The 18,948-nt window shown below is 32.4% G+C and carries 23 protein-coding genes; 3 read left to right on the forward strand and 20 right to left on the reverse strand.

The window, feature by feature from the left end:
• Nucleotides 1-82: 82 nt before the first annotated feature.
• From LQ675_RS08585 to LQ675_RS08610, 6 genes are read right to left on the reverse strand one after another with little or no spacing between them, the layout of a single operon-like run.
• On the reverse strand, nucleotides 83-1,738 hold the full coding sequence (locus LQ675_RS08585; protein ID WP_239727534.1) for an alpha-glucosidase: 1,656 nt from the start codon (nucleotides 1,736-1,738) through the stop codon (nucleotides 83-85).
• Nucleotides 1,739-1,752: 14 nt separating this feature from the next.
• A complete protein-coding gene (locus LQ675_RS08590; RefSeq protein WP_048541027.1) occupies nucleotides 1,753-2,757 on the reverse strand; it encodes a LacI family DNA-binding transcriptional regulator in 1,005 nt (334 codons plus the stop codon).
• A 15-nt stretch (nucleotides 2,758-2,772) separates the two neighbouring features.
• Nucleotides 2,773-3,615 carry a sugar ABC transporter permease gene (locus tag LQ675_RS08595; protein ID WP_025906438.1) on the reverse strand — a complete coding sequence of 281 codons (843 nt, stop codon included), beginning with the start codon at nucleotides 3,613-3,615 and terminating at the stop codon, nucleotides 2,773-2,775.
• Nucleotides 3,615-4,883, reverse strand: a complete 1,269-nt coding sequence (locus tag LQ675_RS08600; protein ID WP_103354225.1) for a sugar ABC transporter permease — start codon at nucleotides 4,881-4,883, stop codon at nucleotides 3,615-3,617. Before LQ675_RS08600 ends, LQ675_RS08595 begins: the two co-directional genes overlap by 1 nt.
• A gap of 8 nt (nucleotides 4,884-4,891) precedes the next feature.
• A complete protein-coding gene (locus LQ675_RS08605) occupies nucleotides 4,892-6,145 on the reverse strand; it encodes an extracellular solute-binding protein (protein WP_048541032.1) in 1,254 nt (417 codons plus the stop codon).
• Nucleotides 6,146-6,186: 41 nt separating this feature from the next.
• Nucleotides 6,187-7,287, reverse strand: coding sequence for an ABC transporter ATP-binding protein (locus LQ675_RS08610; protein ID WP_075578133.1), 1,101 nt, complete (start codon nucleotides 7,285-7,287; stop codon nucleotides 6,187-6,189).
• Between the two features lie 249 nt (nucleotides 7,288-7,536).
• Between LQ675_RS08610 and LQ675_RS08615 the strand changes: the two genes are divergently transcribed.
• Both LQ675_RS08615 and LQ675_RS08620 read left to right on the forward strand, forming a co-directional pair.
• The gene (locus LQ675_RS08615; protein ID WP_048541036.1) at nucleotides 7,537-7,995 is read left to right on the forward strand and encodes a MarR family winged helix-turn-helix transcriptional regulator; all 459 of its coding nucleotides are present in this window, start codon (nucleotides 7,537-7,539) and stop codon (nucleotides 7,993-7,995) included.
• Nucleotides 7,988-9,424: a YhgE/Pip domain-containing protein gene (locus tag LQ675_RS08620; RefSeq protein WP_075578193.1), complete on the forward strand. Its 1,437-nt coding sequence runs from the start codon at nucleotides 7,988-7,990 to the stop codon at nucleotides 9,422-9,424. The genes LQ675_RS08615 and LQ675_RS08620 overlap by 8 nt, the downstream gene beginning before the upstream one ends.
• A 323-nt stretch (nucleotides 9,425-9,747) precedes the next feature.
• On the opposite strand, the gene LQ675_RS08625 is transcribed toward LQ675_RS08620, so the two are convergent.
• Genes LQ675_RS08625 through LQ675_RS08635 form a run of 3 tightly spaced genes read right to left on the reverse strand, consistent with a single transcriptional unit; the run spans nucleotide 9,748 to nucleotide 11,434 of the window.
• Entirely contained in the window at nucleotides 9,748-10,752 is a 1,005-nt protein-coding gene (locus tag LQ675_RS08625) for a zinc-binding alcohol dehydrogenase family protein (RefSeq protein ID WP_075578134.1), read from the reverse strand.
• Nucleotides 10,753-10,770: 18 nt separating this feature from the next.
• A complete protein-coding gene (locus LQ675_RS08630) occupies nucleotides 10,771-11,211 on the reverse strand; it encodes a GNAT family N-acetyltransferase (protein ID WP_075578135.1) in 441 nt (146 codons plus the stop codon).
• A gap of 19 nt (nucleotides 11,212-11,230) precedes the next feature.
• Nucleotides 11,231-11,434, reverse strand: coding sequence for a DUF1272 domain-containing protein (locus LQ675_RS08635; protein WP_048541044.1), 204 nt, complete (start codon nucleotides 11,432-11,434; stop codon nucleotides 11,231-11,233).
• 87 nt (nucleotides 11,435-11,521) lie between these two features.
• Here LQ675_RS08635 and LQ675_RS08640 point away from each other — a divergent pair, with 87 nt between their 5' ends.
• The gene (locus LQ675_RS08640) at nucleotides 11,522-11,665 is read left to right on the forward strand and encodes a hypothetical protein (RefSeq protein ID WP_167739975.1); all 144 of its coding nucleotides are present in this window, start codon (nucleotides 11,522-11,524) and stop codon (nucleotides 11,663-11,665) included.
• 23 nt (nucleotides 11,666-11,688) lie between these two features.
• Here the strand turns inward: LQ675_RS08640 and LQ675_RS08645 are convergent, their stop codons facing one another.
• The 11 genes from LQ675_RS08645 to LQ675_RS08695 all read right to left on the reverse strand — a co-directional run bounded on the left by LQ675_RS08645 (nucleotide 11,689) and on the right by LQ675_RS08695 (nucleotide 18,633).
• Nucleotides 11,689-12,150 (reverse strand): DinB family protein, encoded by a 462-nt coding sequence (locus LQ675_RS08645; RefSeq protein ID WP_107601763.1) that lies wholly within the window; start codon nucleotides 12,148-12,150, stop codon nucleotides 11,689-11,691.
• Between the two features lie 17 nt (nucleotides 12,151-12,167).
• Nucleotides 12,168-12,539 carry a VOC family protein gene (locus LQ675_RS08650; RefSeq protein WP_048541315.1) on the reverse strand — a complete coding sequence of 124 codons (372 nt, stop codon included), beginning with the start codon at nucleotides 12,537-12,539 and terminating at the stop codon, nucleotides 12,168-12,170.
• 80 nt (nucleotides 12,540-12,619) lie between these two features.
• Complete coding sequence (locus LQ675_RS08655) at nucleotides 12,620-12,829, reverse strand: helix-turn-helix domain-containing protein (RefSeq protein WP_048541047.1); 210 nt, start codon at nucleotides 12,827-12,829, stop codon at nucleotides 12,620-12,622.
• 10 nt (nucleotides 12,830-12,839) lie between these two features.
• Nucleotides 12,840-13,319: a hypothetical protein gene (locus LQ675_RS08660; protein ID WP_048541048.1), complete on the reverse strand. Its 480-nt coding sequence runs from the start codon at nucleotides 13,317-13,319 to the stop codon at nucleotides 12,840-12,842.
• A 131-nt stretch (nucleotides 13,320-13,450) separates the two neighbouring features.
• On the reverse strand, nucleotides 13,451-14,128 hold the full coding sequence (locus tag LQ675_RS08665) for a YjjG family noncanonical pyrimidine nucleotidase (protein WP_107610312.1): 678 nt from the start codon (nucleotides 14,126-14,128) through the stop codon (nucleotides 13,451-13,453).
• A gap of 175 nt (nucleotides 14,129-14,303) precedes the next feature.
• Entirely contained in the window at nucleotides 14,304-14,696 is a 393-nt protein-coding gene (rpsI, locus tag LQ675_RS08670; protein WP_025906473.1) for a 30S ribosomal protein S9, read from the reverse strand.
• A gap of 19 nt (nucleotides 14,697-14,715) precedes the next feature.
• Nucleotides 14,716-15,153, reverse strand: coding sequence for a 50S ribosomal protein L13 (gene rplM / locus LQ675_RS08675; RefSeq protein ID WP_025906474.1), 438 nt, complete (start codon nucleotides 15,151-15,153; stop codon nucleotides 14,716-14,718).
• A gap of 209 nt (nucleotides 15,154-15,362) precedes the next feature.
• A complete protein-coding gene (truA, locus tag LQ675_RS08680) occupies nucleotides 15,363-16,166 on the reverse strand; it encodes a tRNA pseudouridine(38-40) synthase TruA (protein ID WP_048541054.1) in 804 nt (267 codons plus the stop codon).
• A gap of 10 nt (nucleotides 16,167-16,176) precedes the next feature.
• A complete protein-coding gene (locus LQ675_RS08685; protein ID WP_078354931.1) occupies nucleotides 16,177-16,974 on the reverse strand; it encodes an energy-coupling factor transporter transmembrane component T family protein in 798 nt (265 codons plus the stop codon).
• Nucleotides 16,967-17,830 carry an energy-coupling factor transporter ATPase gene (locus LQ675_RS08690; protein ID WP_048541058.1) on the reverse strand — a complete coding sequence of 288 codons (864 nt, stop codon included), beginning with the start codon at nucleotides 17,828-17,830 and terminating at the stop codon, nucleotides 16,967-16,969. The genes LQ675_RS08685 and LQ675_RS08690 overlap by 8 nt, the downstream gene beginning before the upstream one ends.
• A complete protein-coding gene (locus tag LQ675_RS08695; protein WP_048541059.1) occupies nucleotides 17,827-18,633 on the reverse strand; it encodes an energy-coupling factor transporter ATPase in 807 nt (268 codons plus the stop codon). The genes LQ675_RS08690 and LQ675_RS08695 overlap by 4 nt, the downstream gene beginning before the upstream one ends.
• Nucleotides 18,634-18,948 lie beyond the last annotated feature (315 nt).

Consider the following 18,948-nt stretch of genomic DNA (forward strand, 5'->3'; position numbering starts at 1 on the left):
ATTATTCTGAATTATGGTTGATACATTACCATCCACAACTAAAAAATCCGAGACAAAGCCTGTTGTCCCGGATTTCAACTTATTATTCTTCTATTCGATACACTCTAGTTTCAAATGGTTCTAATTCGTTGGTATCTTCTATCGTTATATAGTTGTGCAATAATAACTTACTTTTTTCTATATTAAGTGGATATGTGATAGTAGCTTTTTCGCCTGTTAAGTTACTCATAATAATAACTTCTTCGTTATCTAATATGCGTTTATAGCTATAGATTTGTTTATGATCTTTATCGACTAGTTCGTATTTACCGTAATTAAACACGTCATAATCTTTTTTCAATTGAATCAAACGCTTATAATAATTTAATACAGAATGCTCATCTTCTAACTGATCTGCTACGTTGATTGTTTTGTAATTTGGATTTACGAGGAACCATGGTTCTGTTGTGGAAAATCCTGCATACGCACGATTATCCCACTGCATCATTGATCGAGAATTATCTCTATTTACTTTACTCAAATTATTTAATAAAGATGATGTATCTTCTCCATTTTGTTCTTTCAATTTAATTTCATTTTTAACAGAAACATCATTAAAATCTTCTAATGATTCAAACGGATAGTTCGTCATCCCTATTTCTTGTCCTTGGTAAATAAATGGTGTGCCTTTTTGTAAGAAATAATTTGTCGCATGACTTGTTGCACTTTCATACCAATAATGCTCATCATCTCCCCAAGTTGAAACGAGTCTTGGTTGATCATGATTTTCGATAAATAGTGCATTCCATCCTACACCTTCAAGTTGGTCTTGCCATTTAGACATGATATTTTTATATTGTATAACATCAAATCCACTATCTTCTGTATTCCATAATCCTAAATGTTCGAACTGAAAAATCATATTAAATATACCATTATCAAAGCCTACCCAATCATTCGCATCATCAGGACTGACACCATTTGCTTCACCTACCGTCATAATGTCATATTTATTGAATGTTTCATCTCTCAATTCACGTAAATGATTTAATATACCTGGTCTATTCGTATAACGTTCAAATGCTGCTTTATACTGTTCATCACCAGGTTCTACTGGTATGTCGCCATCTTCAAATGATTTTTGAATATGTGTAATCGCATCTACTCGGAAACCATCGATACCTTTATCAAACCACCAGTTAATCATATTATATAATTCCGAACGGACCGCTTCATTCTCCCAATTTAAATCTGGTTGTTTTTTACTGAAAATGTGCAAGTAATACTCATCTGTTTCTTCAGTTCTTTCCCAAGCTGAACCGTTGAATATACTGCCCCAGTTATTAGGTTCTTTACCGTCTTTTCCTTCTTGCCATATATACCAATCTCTTTTAGGATTGTCTTTACTCGATTTAGACTCGATAAACCATGGATGTTCATCTGATGTATGATTGATGACTAAATCCAATATGAGTTTCATACCTTTATTGTGTGTCTCTTTTAAAAGTAATTCAAAGTCCTCCATCGTACCAAACTCATCCATAATGTCTTGATAATCACTAATATCATAGCCATTATCATCATTAGGTGATTTAAATATTGGTGAAACCCAAATCACATCTATACCTAGATCTTTCAAATAATCTAACTTTTCTCTAATACCATTTATATCACCAATACCATCATTGTTAGAATCATTAAAACTTCTAGGATAAACTTGATAACATACCGCTTCTTTCCACCAAATTCGTTCCTCCATCATTTAGTCACCTCTTATTTTATCGTTGATTTTCTCTCTATTATATCTGTTGGAATAATCGTATTTTTTCTTAAAATATTAGGATTCTCAATCAGTTTAATTAATGCTATACCTGCTTCCTCACCTAAATGTTCAGGATAAATATTTACAACCGTTTGAGGTGGTGAAGCAAAAGTATTAATAAATGAATCATTAAATGTTGCTGTCATCACTTCATCTGGCACTCTTATATTAAGTTCATATAATGAGCTTAATAAATTAATATTGATCATGCTATCTGATGTAATAATCGCTGTAGGGCAAGCCGCAGTTTCTTTCATTTCTTTAATGATTGCTAATATTTCATCTCTATTAGGATTTGCATGATAAATTTCATATTGATTAATACCATGTTTATCGCAAGCTTTCTTAAAGCCTTCTACCCTATCCAATGCAACAGCATATGAATCTGGTTCAGCTATAAAAGCTATATGTTCATGCCCTTTTTGAATCATAAATTCAGTTATCATTTGGCTTGCTTCGACATTATCATTGTCGATATGAATAATTTCTCTTTCACCTAGTTGTTTACCTACAACAACAAACGGAAATTGATATTTTTTGAGTAGTTGTGTAACAGGATCATTTTCTTTTGAATAAAGCATAATAAAGCCATCTATTGATTTAGATTTAATGAGATTTTCAACTTCAACTAATAAGTCAGCTTGTTCAACTGATGTTGTCATAATCGTAGAATATTCTCTTTGTTTACAAGCAATTGATATCCCCATCAGAACATCTGTAAAGAATGGATTTTGTGTCATTTCTTTAGAAGCTGATTTTAAAATTAAACCAATCGTTTTAGATTTTTGTGTTACAAGTGTTCTCGCGGCAATATTAGGTTGGTAGCCCAATTGCTTCATCACAGCTTTAACTTTCTTTGATGTCTTATCACTTATACTTTTATGTCCACTAATCACTCTTGATACTGTTGATGGTGCAACATTTGCTTCTTTCGCAACATCTTTTATTGTAACCACGAGATCACTCCTTTATTATCCTTTTGTAGCACCTGCCGTTAAACCAGTCACTAAGTATCTTTGTAATAATAAGAATACGATAGAAATTGGTATTGCAATCATCATTGCCCCAGCAGCAAATACTGTAAAGTTGTTTCCGAATTTATCATTTATAAAATTAAATAATCCGACTGCTAGTGTGTATTTTTCAGGACTTCTTAATAATATTCTTGGCAGAATAAAGTCCATAAACGGTCCCATAAAATTAAATAGTGCAACAACTGCTAGAATCGGTTTAGCTAACGGTAACATAATTGTGAAAAATATTCTCATATGTCCTGCACCATCTATTTTAGCAGATTCATCTAATTCTTTAGGGATTGTATCGAAATATCCTTTTACTAAGAATGCATTCATCGGAATGGAACCACCTATATAAATTAAAGTAAGACCAAATAGTGAATCTAATAAGCCTATTGTATTTAATAAGATATAAATTGCTACCATTGCCATCAATACAGGGAACATTTGTAAAATTAAAAATGCAATCAGTCCGTATTTTCTACCGACAAAACGATATCTTGAAAATGCGTATGACGTTAAACCAACAAAGATCACTGAGAATAATGCATTAGCCGTCGCCACGATTAAAGTATTCTTATACCAAGTGAGGTAGTCACTTGATGGATCAGTTAGTAAATAAATATAATTTTTCAAAGATGCATCTTTCGGAATCATCGAAGAACCATAAAGATTAGAACCTGAGTTGAGTGATAATCCTAAAGTCCACAGTAATGGATAAATAATGATAATAAACATAATAATCAAAATGCCATACATGATAATCGCTCTTAATATATTTTTATTCTTCTTATTCATTAAATATCCCCCTCATCTTTAAAAGTACTCGTCTTTCTAAATTGTAAGAATGCAATAATGGCAATAAACACGCCAATAATTAATGAAATCGTTGCAGCCATATTATAATTTTGCATATCAAATGTTAATCGATAAACCCATGAAATTAAGATATCTGTACTACCTGCATTCTGACCAGAAACAGGTGGACCACCTTTATTAAATAAGTAAATTAAATTAAAGTTATTAAAGTTTCCTGCGTATTGCATAATTAATAATGGTGCAGTCGCAAATAAAATATGTGGAAACGTAATATTTCTAAATTTTTGCCAACTTGATGCCCCGTCCATATCTGCCGCTTCATACCAGTCTGATGAAATACTTTGTAGAACACCTGTGAATAAAGCAAATACGAATGGGAATCCAAGCCATACTTGAATTAATATTAAAGCAACCTTTGCCCAGAACGGATCATTTAACCATGCTGGTGCAATACCAAATAATGGTTGTAAGATATCATTATTAATCGAACCAAAATCATCATTAAAAATGGCAGCAAAGATTAATATTGTCACAAACGATGGCACTGCCCAAGGCAAGATTAATACTGTTCTAATTAGCTTTTTAAATCTAATAAGTGGATGATTAACAATAATAGCGAGTAATAACGCTAACGCGATTTGTAAAGTAGTCGCTACTAAAGTCCAAACAATCGTCCAAGTTAATACGTTAAAGAATGTTGTCTTCCAAATAGGTACCGTAACTAATGATTTAAAGTTATCAAATCCTACCCATTCTAATAAATGTCTAGGTGGTGCATTATATAAATTGTAGTTTGTAAAAGCTAAAAAACACATGAATAAAAGTGGAAATACGACAACAAATATTAATAAAAAGATACCCGGTGATATTAATAAATATGGGAAAGTCTTATCCCATGTTGCCGTCATTCGACCTTTACGATCTTTAATTTCAAATCCTTTATTATATTGATCTGCATTACGATAAGCATCTATGATATTCACGACATATAAAGTGATCGCAAATGCAATTAATAATAACGAAATGATACCTTGTGCTAATAGAACCCTTGAATCATCTAATTTAGGCACTGTACCTAAAGTGAATAATCCCCAGAATCCAATATTCATAAATTGATAAAATACTGAAATAAAACTAATAAAAAATACGATAAATATACTACCTTTTATATATCTTTTATTATAGAACTGGCCAATACCTGGAATAATCGATAGCATGGCTGCTAATTTTGGATTTCTCATTTTCACACCTTCTTTTATTTTTTAGATGCATTCATAATTTCTACTTGTTCATCAATACCGTTTTTCGCTTCATCAAGTGCTTCTTTAGGGTCTTTACCGTTGGACATGAATACTGCTGCATTTCCCATCGGATCCCATACTTGACTCATCTCTGGAATATTTGGCATTGGAATAGCATTTTGAGCTTGTTCTTCATATGGCTTTAATAATTTATTTTTAGAAGAAACGTCTGTACGACCTGTAATTTCTTGCATTTCATCTGTATATTTCTGCATATTATCTTTATTTGTTAAATACAGCATTAAGTTTTTAGCCCAGTATTTCTCTTCACTATATTCGGATATAAACCAACCTCTTACCCCTAGGAATGGTTTCATTTCTTTACCATTATCAGTTGGGAAAGTTGCTGTTCCGAAATCATCGCCAAGTGCTTCTTTAAACTCATTCGTTTGCCAAGGTCCTGTAACAAACATGCCTACTTTGCCTTCTTTAAACAGTCCAACAATAACATCTTGATTAGCTGACTTCGTAATATAACCTTTGTCATACCAAGATTGTAATCTCTCTCCATTTTTCACGACAGATGGATCATTTACTGCAACATCATTTGTATTAAATCCATCTTTTTCTTCTTTAAATATGTATCCGCCTTTTGAGAATAAAAATGGATAATTAAAGTAGAAGTTCTTTGCATCAAACATAAATCCATATTGCTTTTTATCTTTATCCGTTACATCTTTTGCGATTCTTTCAACATCATCCATCGTCTTTGGTGGTGTCTTAACGAGTTTCTTGTTATAGACAACAGCCGTTGATTCTACGATAACGGGTAATGCTAACTGTTTACCTTCATAATTTAAAGCTTGTAAAGCTTCTTTGGAATAACCTTTCAATTCTTCATCTGTAAAATCAATTTCTGCCGCTAATCCTTGTAAATATGCATCACCTGCACGGTCATGCGGTTGAAAGAATAAGTCAGGTCCATTACCTGAAGGACCATCAAGCGATAAGTTATCTACTTGATCATCTTGAGCTGTATTTTTAAGAATGACTTTAATACCTGTCCTTTTTGTATAATCTTCCGTTACTTTCTTGTAAAAAGACATTTGTCTATCGCCATCTACCCACATCGTAAGTGACTTAGGTTTGGCTGTTTTTTCATCATCGTTAAGTGCTTTATCAATATCTTCTTGTGTTCGATTAGGACCACAACTTGCAAGCAATAATGTCACGAGTAATATTGAGCAAATTTTTATTAAATGTTTCATCTAATCCCCTTCTTTCATTAATTGTTGATTCACTCAATAAATTAATTTTTTATTTTTTCTCCAGTTTCCTTATCAAAGAAGTGACATTTATTTAAATCTAAAGCGAGCTCAATTTCATCATTTGGATGAATCACTGTTCTAGCATCTAACTTGGCACATATTTCTTCATCGTTAAATAATCCGTGGATCATAATTTCAGAACCTAATAACTCACTAACAAGTACTTTAGTTTTGAAGGTTACATCCTTATTAGCATTAATAAATACAGGTTCATCATGAATGTCTTCTGGTCGAATACCGAATCGTATCGTCTTGCCATCATAGCCATTATGATTTAACATGCGTGCTTTACTTTCATTTAATTTAATCACTTGATTACCAATGAATAACTCGTCTTTATTTACCTTTGCGTCAAAGATATTCATTGCTGGTGATCCAATAAATTGTGCAACAAACTCATTCTCTGGTGCATCATATACTTCACGTGGCGTACCTATTTGCATAATATCGCCATCTTTTAAGACAACAATACGTGTTGCCATCGTTAAAGCTTCTGTTTGGTCATGCGTGACATAAATCGTTGTAGTTTGTAATCGTTCATGCAACTTTAATATTTCTGTTCTCATTTGAACTCTTAATTTCGCATCTAAATTAGATAAAGGTTCATCCATTAAGAATACTTTCGCATCTCTTACAATTGCTCGACCTAATGCGACCCTTTGTCTTTGACCACCTGATAAAGCTTTAGGTTTTCTTGGTAAGTATTCTTTTAATCCAAGAATTTCAGCTGCGTATTGAACCCTTTTATCTATTTCTTTTTTATTCATTTTTCGTAGTTTAAGACCAAACGCCATATTGTCATAGACTGTCATATGTGGGTATAATGCATAATTTTGAAAGACCATTGCGATATCTCTATCTTTCGGTGCGACATCATTCATTCTTCGATCATCAATTAAAAAATTTCCTGATGTAATGTCTTCTAATCCTGCGATCATTCTCAAAGTTGTAGACTTTCCACACCCTGATGGACCAACGAAAACAATAAACTCTTTATCTTTAATATGTAAGTTAAAATCATGTACTACAGTATTACCTTTGTCGTAAGTCTTCTTTATATTCTCTAATTTCATTTCAGCCATAGATAAACCCTCCATAATTGTAATCGCTTTCAAAATTTAATATAGATTTATCATATGTGTAAAAAGTTAAAAAGTCAACAATTTTATGCAAACGATTGCATTGTTGTTTTCCAACAATATGAGTCATTTATTTTCAAAAGAAAGCCTTTACATGCAAACGATTGTATCTTTTTTGAGTTAAACTTCTTGCAATTATAGTACATAGGGTGTACTATACTCTTTGTATTAAGTACAGGAGGTGTACTAATTATGGAAGAAGAATTAAAAAAAGCTTTTAACTTATTCCAAGAATCCATCATTAATATACACAGTGAAGTTGCAAAGATTTTAAATAACTCTGGATTAGATGAAGTAGTTTCTAAAGAACAATATCAAACTTTAAAAATTATTAAAGATTTTCCTAGATGTACATACAGTTTTATTGCTGCTAAACAAGGTGTCTTTAAAACTGCTATATCAAACAGAATTAATAAATTGAAGAACCAAGACCTCATTGCAATTCAGCAAGGCGAAGATAAGAGAGAGAAATCTGTTATGCTAACGGATAAAGGTTTCGAACTTGTAAAGCGTACTGAAGATGTTATTTACGAAACATTTAATCGTAAACTGTCTTCTCACTTTTCAAACGATGAGATTATAACGTTTGTTAAACAATTAGAGAAAGCTAATAAACTTATAACAGGAAAGGACAATGTTAATCATGTTTGATGATATAAAAAATTTATGGACACATAAGTTTCTACTCGTATCACTTATAGCAATTATGCTTATTCCACTTATTTATAGTTCAGTATTTGTAGGTTCATTATGGGATCCATACGGAAAGACGGATTCATTAAAGATATCTGTAGTGAATAGCGATAACGGTGGAAAAATCAATGGTGAAAAGGCAGACATCGGTAAAGACGTAGTAGATAAATTAAAAGACAATGATAAATTTAAATGGGAATTTGTTTCTCAAAAAACTGCTGACAAACATTTAGAACATGGTGAATCATATGCTGTCATTTCTATACCAGCTGAAACGACTAAAAATGCAGGTTCTATGTTAGACAAAAATCCTAAAAAAATCGACTTAAATGTCAAAACGAACCCTGGTTATAGTTACACTGGTTCACAAATCGCATCTAAAGCTACTACAGCTGTTGAAGATAACTTAAGTGAATCTGTTCGTGAGAAATATATTTCAGAATCATTTAAAGGTATGAATAAATTAACAGATGGTTATAAAGATACTTCTAAAGCACTTGGACAAATGTCAGATGCAGAATCTCAACTCATTGATGGTAATAAACAAGTTGAGTCTGGATTAGAACAACTTGCTCCAATGGCTGGCGCAGAAGGACAACAACTTTTACAAGGCAGTATGAAAGTATCTCAAGGTTTAAATGATTTACAAGCTAATAACGATAAATTAAAAGCAAATATTGATAAAGCTATTAAACAATCAGATGATAAATACTTTGAAGACAAAAATGTTAAAGCAATCAATAATCCAGTCGTATCAAACGAGGATGATTTAACAGAAGTTAATAACTATGGTCAAAGCTTTGCGCCATATATCCTATCATTAAGTTTATATGTAGGTGCAGTTGCATTCTCAGCAGTTTACCCTATTGATAAACGAATTGGTGATTCTACAGGATTCAAATGGTGGTTAAGTAAGTTTGCAATATTCATGATGCAAGCTTTAGGTTCAGCATTAGCACTAGCGGTACTATGTTTATACGGATTTGAAATTGATATCGCCAATCCAGGACACTTCACTTTAACACTTATCTTATGGAGTATTGCAGCATATATGATTGTGACATTCCTAACAGTAGTATTAGGTAATATCGGTAAATTCTTAGCGATTATACTATTAATCTTACAATTAGGATCAAGTGAAGGTACATTCCCAATAGAATTATCAGGTAAGTTCTTCCAAGACTTACACCCATTCTCTCCAATGAGTTATGTAATCAAAGCATTAAGAGAGAATATCTTTAACTTCACAAGTGACGTAACTTATGGACAATCAATGCTTATAATAGGACTTATCGCAATCGTATTCGCAGCACTAACATTACTTGTATATGTAATACGTTCTAAATATCCACACTTAAGACGTATCGCAAACGAAAACGATTATTAAGATGTAGAAAAGCACAACCTCGCGTGAGGTTGTGCTTTTTTTGTAGTTTATTTTAAGTAGTGACGGCTCCGTTAGTTACACTTCGGCTGACTTTTGTAATTATAGACCACCATAGTTACATTTCCGGCAACTTTTGTTACTATAGACCCCCATAGTTACATTTCCGGCAACTTTTGTAATTATAGACCCCCATAGTTACACTTCCGCCGACTTTTGTAATTAACACACCCGTTATGAACTAGTTTGGACGAAAGTGTTTGTAACACCCTCGTTATAAACAAGTTTGACCAGAAGTGTTCGTAACGAAATCTCTATTAGTACTCTTAATATTCTATTACTATTTTACCAATACTTTTTCCTTCTTCTATTAAACGATGAGCTTCTGTAATTGTTTCTACGCTTAATCCTTTTAATGTCTTGTTTACAGTTGTTTTAATCGTACCTCTATCTAATAAGTATGTTAACTTTCTCAAATATTCATGATGTGCAATCATGTCGTCTGTTTCGTATTTTGGTCTAGTGAACATAAACTCAAATGAGAATGTCACACTTTTATCTTTTAATAAATTTAAATCTACTTTATCCATAAAATTAACAAGTGCTACGACTTTTCCTCTTGGCTTTATCATTTCTGCCATTACATTAAAGTAAGCATCACTACTATGCGTATTAAAGATATAATCTACTTGATTAATTTTATGAGCTCTTAATTCATCTGGTAAATGGTGTTTATGATTGAGTACTATATCAGCACCCATTTTCTCTGACCATCTTCTTGTTTCTTTACGTGATGCAGTCGTGATAACTGTTAGCCCCAAATGTTTCGCAATTTGAGTAGCTACAGAACCTACGCCACCTGCACCATTAATAATCAGTAATTTCTTATCTTTATTATCTTCAGGGTTAGATGAAATATTTAGTCCTTCTAATAATGCTTCAAATGACGTTAGTGCAGTTAAAGGTAAAGCTGCTGATTCAACGTAAGATAAGTGTTCTGGTTTAATGCCCACAAGTCGTTCATCTACTAATTGATACTCTGCATTCGATCCTTGTTTCGTATTTGTGCCGGAATAATAGACTTCATCACCTACATGAAATAATTCTACTTCTTCTCCGACCGCTTCAACGACACCTACTGCATCATAACCTAATATTTTAAATTCCCCATCAGATGTATTTCTTGATTTCGTATCTATAGGATTTATACTCGCAGCTTTCACTTTCACTAAAATATTTCTTTCTTTAGCTTCTGGAACTGGTATATCTCTTTCTTCAAATTCGTTTGATACTTTCAAATCAAAACTGTTACTAAAACCAATTGCTTTCATCTAAAAGTCACCTCTTGTTTATAAATGTTTATGATAATAGTTATGTTCATCATCAATTTGCATGCCTAATTTTTGATATAAACGATTACCAGCTATATTTGATTTTTCGGTTTCTAAATATATTGTCTCATATCCATTTTCTTTCCCATAAGTAAATGCTTGATTCATTAATTGTTCTCCAATTCGTTGACCTCTCGCATCTGCTGTTAAAAATAAATCATTAATAAAAAGTAGGTTTGACATTTTCATTGATGACAACATCTTGTATAGTTGTACAAATCCTAGCACTTGCTCATTCGCTTCAGCTATAAATATAACAGCATCTTCACGAGAAACATTTCTATATATAAATTCATACGTCGTCTTTATATCTGATTGTTGACCAAAATGAACACGATAGTCATCAAATACAGCAATAACTTTCTCTATCTCATTGAGTTGTAATCTTCGAATATTCAATCCATCACCTCATTTATCATTAACGGTCTCCCATTACAGTTTTAGTATCAGCTTTTGCTTTTGGACGAACGACAAGTTCACCATTACATTCTGGACATACATAATATAAATTTTCAGCGCATTCTCTGCAGTATGTTGTTTCTTGAACACATATAAAAGCATTACTTTTCTTATGAAATTTATAACCACATTTTTCGCAATTCGGTTTCATCTCTAAAGCCATTTCAATCACTCCATAAAAATATGTTAGTATATACATAATTATCATATCACTTTTAAGTACATAAAATGAATTTTAAGGTGTGATTCTATGGAAAAAGAATTCGTAGGTAAATGTGCAAAATGCCAAACAGATATTTATTGTAATAGTGGCTTTATAGAAGGTGTCGTGCAAGAAGATAAAACATTATTATGCTTTGACTGTTCTAACGAAAAAGAGAGAAAAGAAACTTAATCGTTTCTTTTCTCTCTTTATTTTTATACGCCTTGATCTAATTTATCTAACATTGATTTCATCAACTTAATTTGACCAGTATGATAATTCATATGCAATATGCCAAATGGAATTGTTTCTGCAAATGTATCCATATTCGCTATCGGTGCTTTTCTAGATTTGTCCATTTGTTCATCAAGTGCATTTAATATTCTTTCTAGTTGTTGATTTAATATGCCTTTTAATTCTTGGAAAGTTGGTTCAACACCTGTAAAATCCTGTGGTGAAGTACCTGGTGAGAATGATTTACCTAACTTTTCACCGAGTATATTACCTTCTTCACTTGTACCAAAGACAAATGATTCATTTGCCACAATTACGTGACCAAGTTGCCATTTAATATTATTTTTTGCTAACTCCAGTTGAAAATCCGCTTGTTTCTCATCTATATCTTTGACAACATCAGATAGCATACTATAAGAAATTCGGAACTGCGCTTCTATCATTTCAATTCCCTCCGTTTTTACTCAGTAATCGCAAAATAATTACCTTGTTTATCATGAAAATTAAATACTCTACCCTCAGGCATTTCTATAATATCATGACCAGTTAATCCTCGTTCTTTTAACGACTTATATAATTCATCAAAATTCGAAGCTTTAAACATTAAAGAAGGTGTTTCTAAACTTACTTCAGGACTGTACTTTTCAATAAAAGCTTTATCAAATAATACAAATGACGTTTCAGCATCTTCACTAGGCGCAATTTCTACAGACTTGAAACCTTCAGGCAACTCATCTTCAGACTTCACAACAAAGTTCATTACATCCTTCCAAAATTCAACAGCCTTTTCTTGATCATCAACATATAACATGACTTGATGTAACTTTTCAATCATACATATCACCTTCATTCATTTAATATATTTAGAATACGCTTTATACGATTCAAGTGCAAAAATAACAAAGTTTAACTTCACTCTGCATCCTTTTCATAAACCATGATGTCACCAGGCTGACAATCCAAGTATTCACATATTGCTTCTAGCGTACTAAATCTAACAGCTTTAGCTTTTCCAGTCTTTAAAATAGATAAATTTGCAATCGTAATATCTACCTCTTGAGCAAGTTCAGTCAGAGAAACATGCTTTTCTTTTAATATTTCATCTAATTTAATTTTTATCATCTTGTCACCCTTAAACAGTCAAATCATTTTCTTTTTTTATTGATTTAGATTCATTATAAATCGTAAGGAAGTTTAACATCATTAAAGAAATATTCAACAATAATACCGTTGTAAATGGTGCAGTATTTAATAACTCTTTATATGTTACATCCACCCCAATATTGTTTTTCATAGTATTTAACGTAGCATATATCATAATAATGATTGAAGAATAGAATATTTTATTGTAATTCCCAGAATTAAAGAAGTCCTTTTCATTGATATTTTTTAGAAAACTTAGAACAAATATAAAGAAAACTACTGTTAACAACGATTGAATAGTAAAGCATATTAAGTAATAGAATACGCCATCCTTTAAATTAAATGCTGTACTTACAGGTACTTTGATAAAGAAACGTACAAGAACAAGACCCAGCATCAAAGTATTAATGATCATTGTAATTATCGTAATCATATAAGTACGTTTTTCAGTTTTGCTAATTTTACTCATCGAAATCTCTCCCTTTTATCGTTTTTCAATAAAAGTTTAACACCTTTTTTATTGTTTATCAATAAAAATTATCGTTTTTCGATAAAAAATGAGCATGAAACAGTCTGACTGCTTTATGCTCGAATAAATTTTTATTTACATATATCCTTTAACGCTTCTAAATGATTAATAACATACGTTGCAATATCGCCGTTACTAAGATTTTGATGGTCAAAGTAACATGAATCAATACCATATTCATTAGCACCAGCAATATCAGATGTTAACGTATCTCCTATCATTAAATAATGTGCAACATCGTCGTCTTTAACACCACTTAAACAATGGTCGAAAAATTGTTTATGAGGCTTTTCAAATCCAATTTTCTCAGAAATAAAATGATCATCAAAATAATCAAAAATACCTGCATCACGCATGCGTTTCATCTGAGTTTCATAAACACCATTAGAAGCACTATAAAGATGATAACCCGCTTCTTTCAAATAACTTAATATATCTCTCGCACCATCAACCAGCTCATGATTATCATTCAACGTCTTTCTAAAAATAGCCTCTTTAGCACGCGCATCAACATTTAAATCAAACAGCTCAAAAAACTCTTTAAAACGAGTCGTTAACACCTCATCCTTCGAAACCTTGCCCTGCTCAAGCTCTAACCATAAACGCTTATTAATTTCCTGATACTGCTTAAAATTTAAATCATTAAACACAATACCTTCAGATTCAAAAACTGCCCTAATCCCTTCCCTTTCACCAGCATTAAAATCTAATAACGTATTGTCCAAATCAAATAAAATATGTTTATACATCGAAAGTCCCCTTTTAGTCTGTAAGGTTATGGGATATATTATACCATTACATAAAAAATCACTCCTCGAGGTTGTTCGAGAAGTGTTGAAACGTATATTCGATTGAACACAAATTGCATATACAATTTGCGTACCAAATCTGTAAGCAAAGAAGTTCGCAACAACTTTGGCAATATTAACGTTTTGAGAATTGTGGTGAACGACGAGCACCTTTAAGACCAGGTTTCTTACGTTCTTTCATACGTGGGTCACGTGTAAGTAATCCAGCGCGTTTTAATGATCCACGGTATTCTGGATCTGCTTCTAACAATGCACGTGCAATTCCGTGACGGATAGCTTGTGCTTGTCCAGTGAAACCTCCACCTTGAACGTTTACTAAAACATCGTAGTTACCTTTTGTTTCAGTTACATCAAATGGTTGGTTTAAATCTAAAATTAATGATTCAAATGGTAAGTAGTCACGTACGTCACGTTTGTTAATTGTTACGTTACCTTCACCAGGTACTAAACGTACACGTGCTACTGAATGTTTACGACGACCTGTGCCTTTATATTCAACTTGTGCCAATGTAGTATCCTCCTCTTAATTAACCACGTAACTCGTAGTTTTCAGGTTGTTGTGCAGCATGTGGATGCTCTGCACCAGCATATACGAATAATTTTTTACCTTGTTTTTCACCAAGTTTGCTCTTAGGTAACATACCTTTGATAGATGTTTCTAATAAACGAACTGGGTTTTTCTCTTTTAATTCACCAGCAGATACTGATTTTAATCCACCTGGGTGATTTGAGTGACGGTAGTAAATTTTATCTTGTTCTTTATTACCTGATAAGTAGATTTTTTCAGCGTTAATGATGATAACGTTATCTCCTGTATCAACGTGTGGTGTGTAAGTTACTTTATGTTTACCGCGTAAGATTGATGCGATTTCTGATGATAAACGACCTAACGTTTGTCCTTCAGCATCAACAACGTACCATTTGCGATCGATGTTTGCTTCATTAGCCATAAATGTTTGACGCATTATAGTGTCCTCCTAAATTTTAAAAAAGTTCTGGGTTAAGATGTATGTAATTACCTGTACCAAAGCTTCATACATACATCTTATTTCCTTAGTCTGATTCCTGCTTCTATATCTTAAAACACAATAAGATTCCGGGGCTTATCGTGGTGGTGATATAAAACAATACCGTTGTCTATAATATAATTTATTTGTCTTTTTGTCAATTGGTTTTAAACATTTTCTGAAGACTTTTTATTATATATTTTGATATCATTTCCGAACTCATTAATAAGTTCTGCTTTATCTAAATAAATTTTTTCTAAATATAGACCATGTGCTGGTGCTGTATGTGGTACTTTGTTTCGATCTTTTTCTTCAAGAAGCTGATGAATATCATCACCGCTTCTCTTCCCTTCACCGACGAGTATTAAATAAGCGACCATCACTCTTACCATATTGTATAAAAAGCCTGATCCTGTAACGATAAATTCAAATCCATCATCTGTTTCAACGACTTCACTTTGATAAATTGTACGTTCTTTATTTTGTACTTCAGTCTTTTGTGAACAGAAACTTGTAAAGTCATGTGTACCTATAAAATGTTGTGCAGCTTGATTCATCAAATCAATATCAACGGATTTCTTTTGTTGTACTTTTGTGTCATGTTCAAATACATGTCTTTCTGGATCGATATAAACTTTATAACGATATTTCTTACCTACACAATCATACCTACAGTGAAAGTCTTCATCAATTTGTTCTACACTTTGTACATGTATATCTTTAGGTAATGCCGAATTAAAAGCATATTCCCATTTATCTGGTTTAATATTTAATGGTGTATCAAAATGAAAATACTGCTCTATGGCATGCACGCCTTTATCCGTTCTACTTGAAGGATGTATTCTTACAAATGTTTGATGCATTCTTTTTAGAATTCTCTCAAATTCATATTGCACAGTTCGTTCATGATGTTGAATTTGAAATCCCATAAACTGTCCACCGTGATATGAAATTTTCACTAACATTCTCAAAGTCTGCACCTCAATTCCTTAATAAATATAATGCTATTGCTACAACAATAATTGTTGCGAATCCAATACTATCTCTTAGTTTCCATTTTAATTTACGATAGGTTGTTCGTTGATTTGAAGCGTTATAACCTCTAGCTTCCATAGCCACTGCTAAATCATCTGCTCGTTTAAACGCCGATATAAACATCGGAATGAGTAGCGGAATAATAGCTTTTAATCTGTTAAATATACTACCTGCTGTTACGTCAGATCCTCTAGATGTTTGTGCTTTTATGATTCTATCTAATTCATCCATTAATGTTGGGATAAATCTAAGAGATATGGACATCATCATTGCGAGTTCATGGACTGGGAACTTAACCTTTTTTAATGGTCTCAACATTGATTCTATTGCATCTGTTAAGCTTATCGGACTTGTTGTTAACGTCATGATTGTAGAAATCATCACTAAAAGCGCAAGTCTTAAAACGATAAATGCACCTTGTACAATACCATTTTGTTCAATTGTGAATAGCTTTAAATCAATGATGACTGGTCCGCCTTTCGTCACAATTAAATGCATGATGAACGTAAAAATAAACAGCAGCATTACAGGTGTTAATCCTTTAATTAAGAACCAGAATCTTATTTGTGCTAAATACATGATGATTAATACAGTTAACACCATAAAGCCATAAGATGCCCATGAATTACAAAAGAATATTAATATCATAAATATAAATACATACAGCATTTTCATACGTGAATCTAATCGATGGATAATTGTATTACCAGGTATGTATCGCCCGATTATTAACTTATCAGTCATGAGGCTTCACCTGCTTTTCATACATATCTTTAAACATCTCTTCACTTGTCGCGATTTGATCAAACTTCATATCATATTTAGCTTCAACTGCTTGTTGAAGTTTAATAATATTAGGTGGTTCAAGATGCGTTTGATTCAGAAGTTCATTATTTGTAAAAATATTAACTGGCTTATCTTCTGCAACGATTTCACCAGCTTTAATGACTTTAACTTCATCCGCATATTTAAGTACGATATCCATTTGGTGTGAAATTAAGATAACCGTAATACCGAGATTTTCATGGATGTCATTGAAGAGTTCCATCATATCATGTTGCCCTTTCGGATCTAAGCCCACTGTAGGCTCGTCAAGGACAAGTATTTCAGGTTCCATAGCTAATACACCGGCAATGGCTATACGTCGTTTCTGACCACCTGAGAGCTCAAATGGAGATTTCTTTAATAAGCTACGATCCATGCTTAACAAATCCATAAGAGATTCTGCTTTTTGAATAGCTGCTTCTTTATCCGTACCGTAATTGAGCGGTCCAAAAATAATATCTTTTTCAACTGTATCTTCAAATAATTGATGTTCTGCAAATTGAAAGACGATACCAACTTTTTTACGCACTGGCGCTAATTTCTTTGATTTCGTCTTCTTCGTAATGTTCGTATCACCGATTGTTAATTGTCCCTCTGTCGGCTTTAATATAGCATTTAAATGCTGAATTAATGTTGATTTACCAGAACCTGTTTGGCCTACAATGGCATAAAATTTAGATTCTGTGAATGTCGTCGAAACTTGATTTAAAGCTCTATATTGATATGGTGTCTTTATACTGTAGTCATAAGTGACTTGATCAAACGTTATTTTCATATTCGATTCACCAACTGTTCGAATGTTGTATATTCATAATTATGATTGAGCAAGTAGTTCATTCTCATAGCAAAAGGTAAGTCTAAACCAATTTCAGTTAAATAGGCACCTTGCTTAAATATTTCTTCAGGTATGTCTTGTTTATAAACTTCACCTTTATTCATCACAATAATTTCATCAGCATTAACAGCTTCTTCTAAATCATGTGTAATAGAGATAACTGTTAAGTGATGTTCACTTTGAATAGATTTAATTAAGTTCATAATACTTTCTTTACCTTCAGGATCAAGCATTGCTGTCGCTTCATCTAAAATCATAATATCTGGTGACATTGCTAATATGCCTGCAATAGCGACACGTTGTTTCTGTCCACCAGAAAGATGACTTGGTTCGAATGTTTTCATGTTTGACATGCCAACTTCTGTTAATACCTCATCAACTATTTCATGCATAACGTGATAGTCTATACTTTGATTTTCCATACCAAATGCTACATCATACTCTACAGTTGAACCAATAAATTGATTATCAGGATTTTGAAATACAATACCTACATGTCTTCTCACTTCATCAATTGTATCGTTCGACAGTAAGATGCCATCAACTACGATTTCACCTTCATAATTTTGGTTAATACCCATCATTAATTTAGCAATTGTAGACTTTCCTGAACCATTATGTCCGACAATAGATGTCCACTTGCCTTTTTGTATATTAAACGAAACATCGCGAAGTGCAGCTGGTTCATTTTCATCATATTTAAATGTAACGTTCGAGAACCTAATCAAATTTTCCTGCACCATAACATTCATCCTTCAACAAGTTAATTACTATATATTTTACAGTATACATACGAAATTGTAAGCATTAATTACTTTAAACATACTAACTATTATAAAATAAATTGCAATAAAAAAAATCCGTATAAACGGATTTAAAATAAAAAAGCGCGCACTCCACCATAGACGAGTTCACGCAATAAGTCATTCAAATGTGGTGGAGTACTCTGAGCTAGACAATATCTATGTGTGGTAAACATTATCATTGCACTCATTTGCTTTGTGTGTGTTAAATAAATTGTATTTATATAGAAATGATTGAAGTGACTTTCGTCACTC

The sequence above is a fragment of the Mammaliicoccus sp. D-M19 genome (assembly GCF_022386695.1).
Classification (GTDB): Bacteria; Bacillota; Bacilli; order Staphylococcales; family Staphylococcaceae; genus Mammaliicoccus; species Mammaliicoccus sciuri.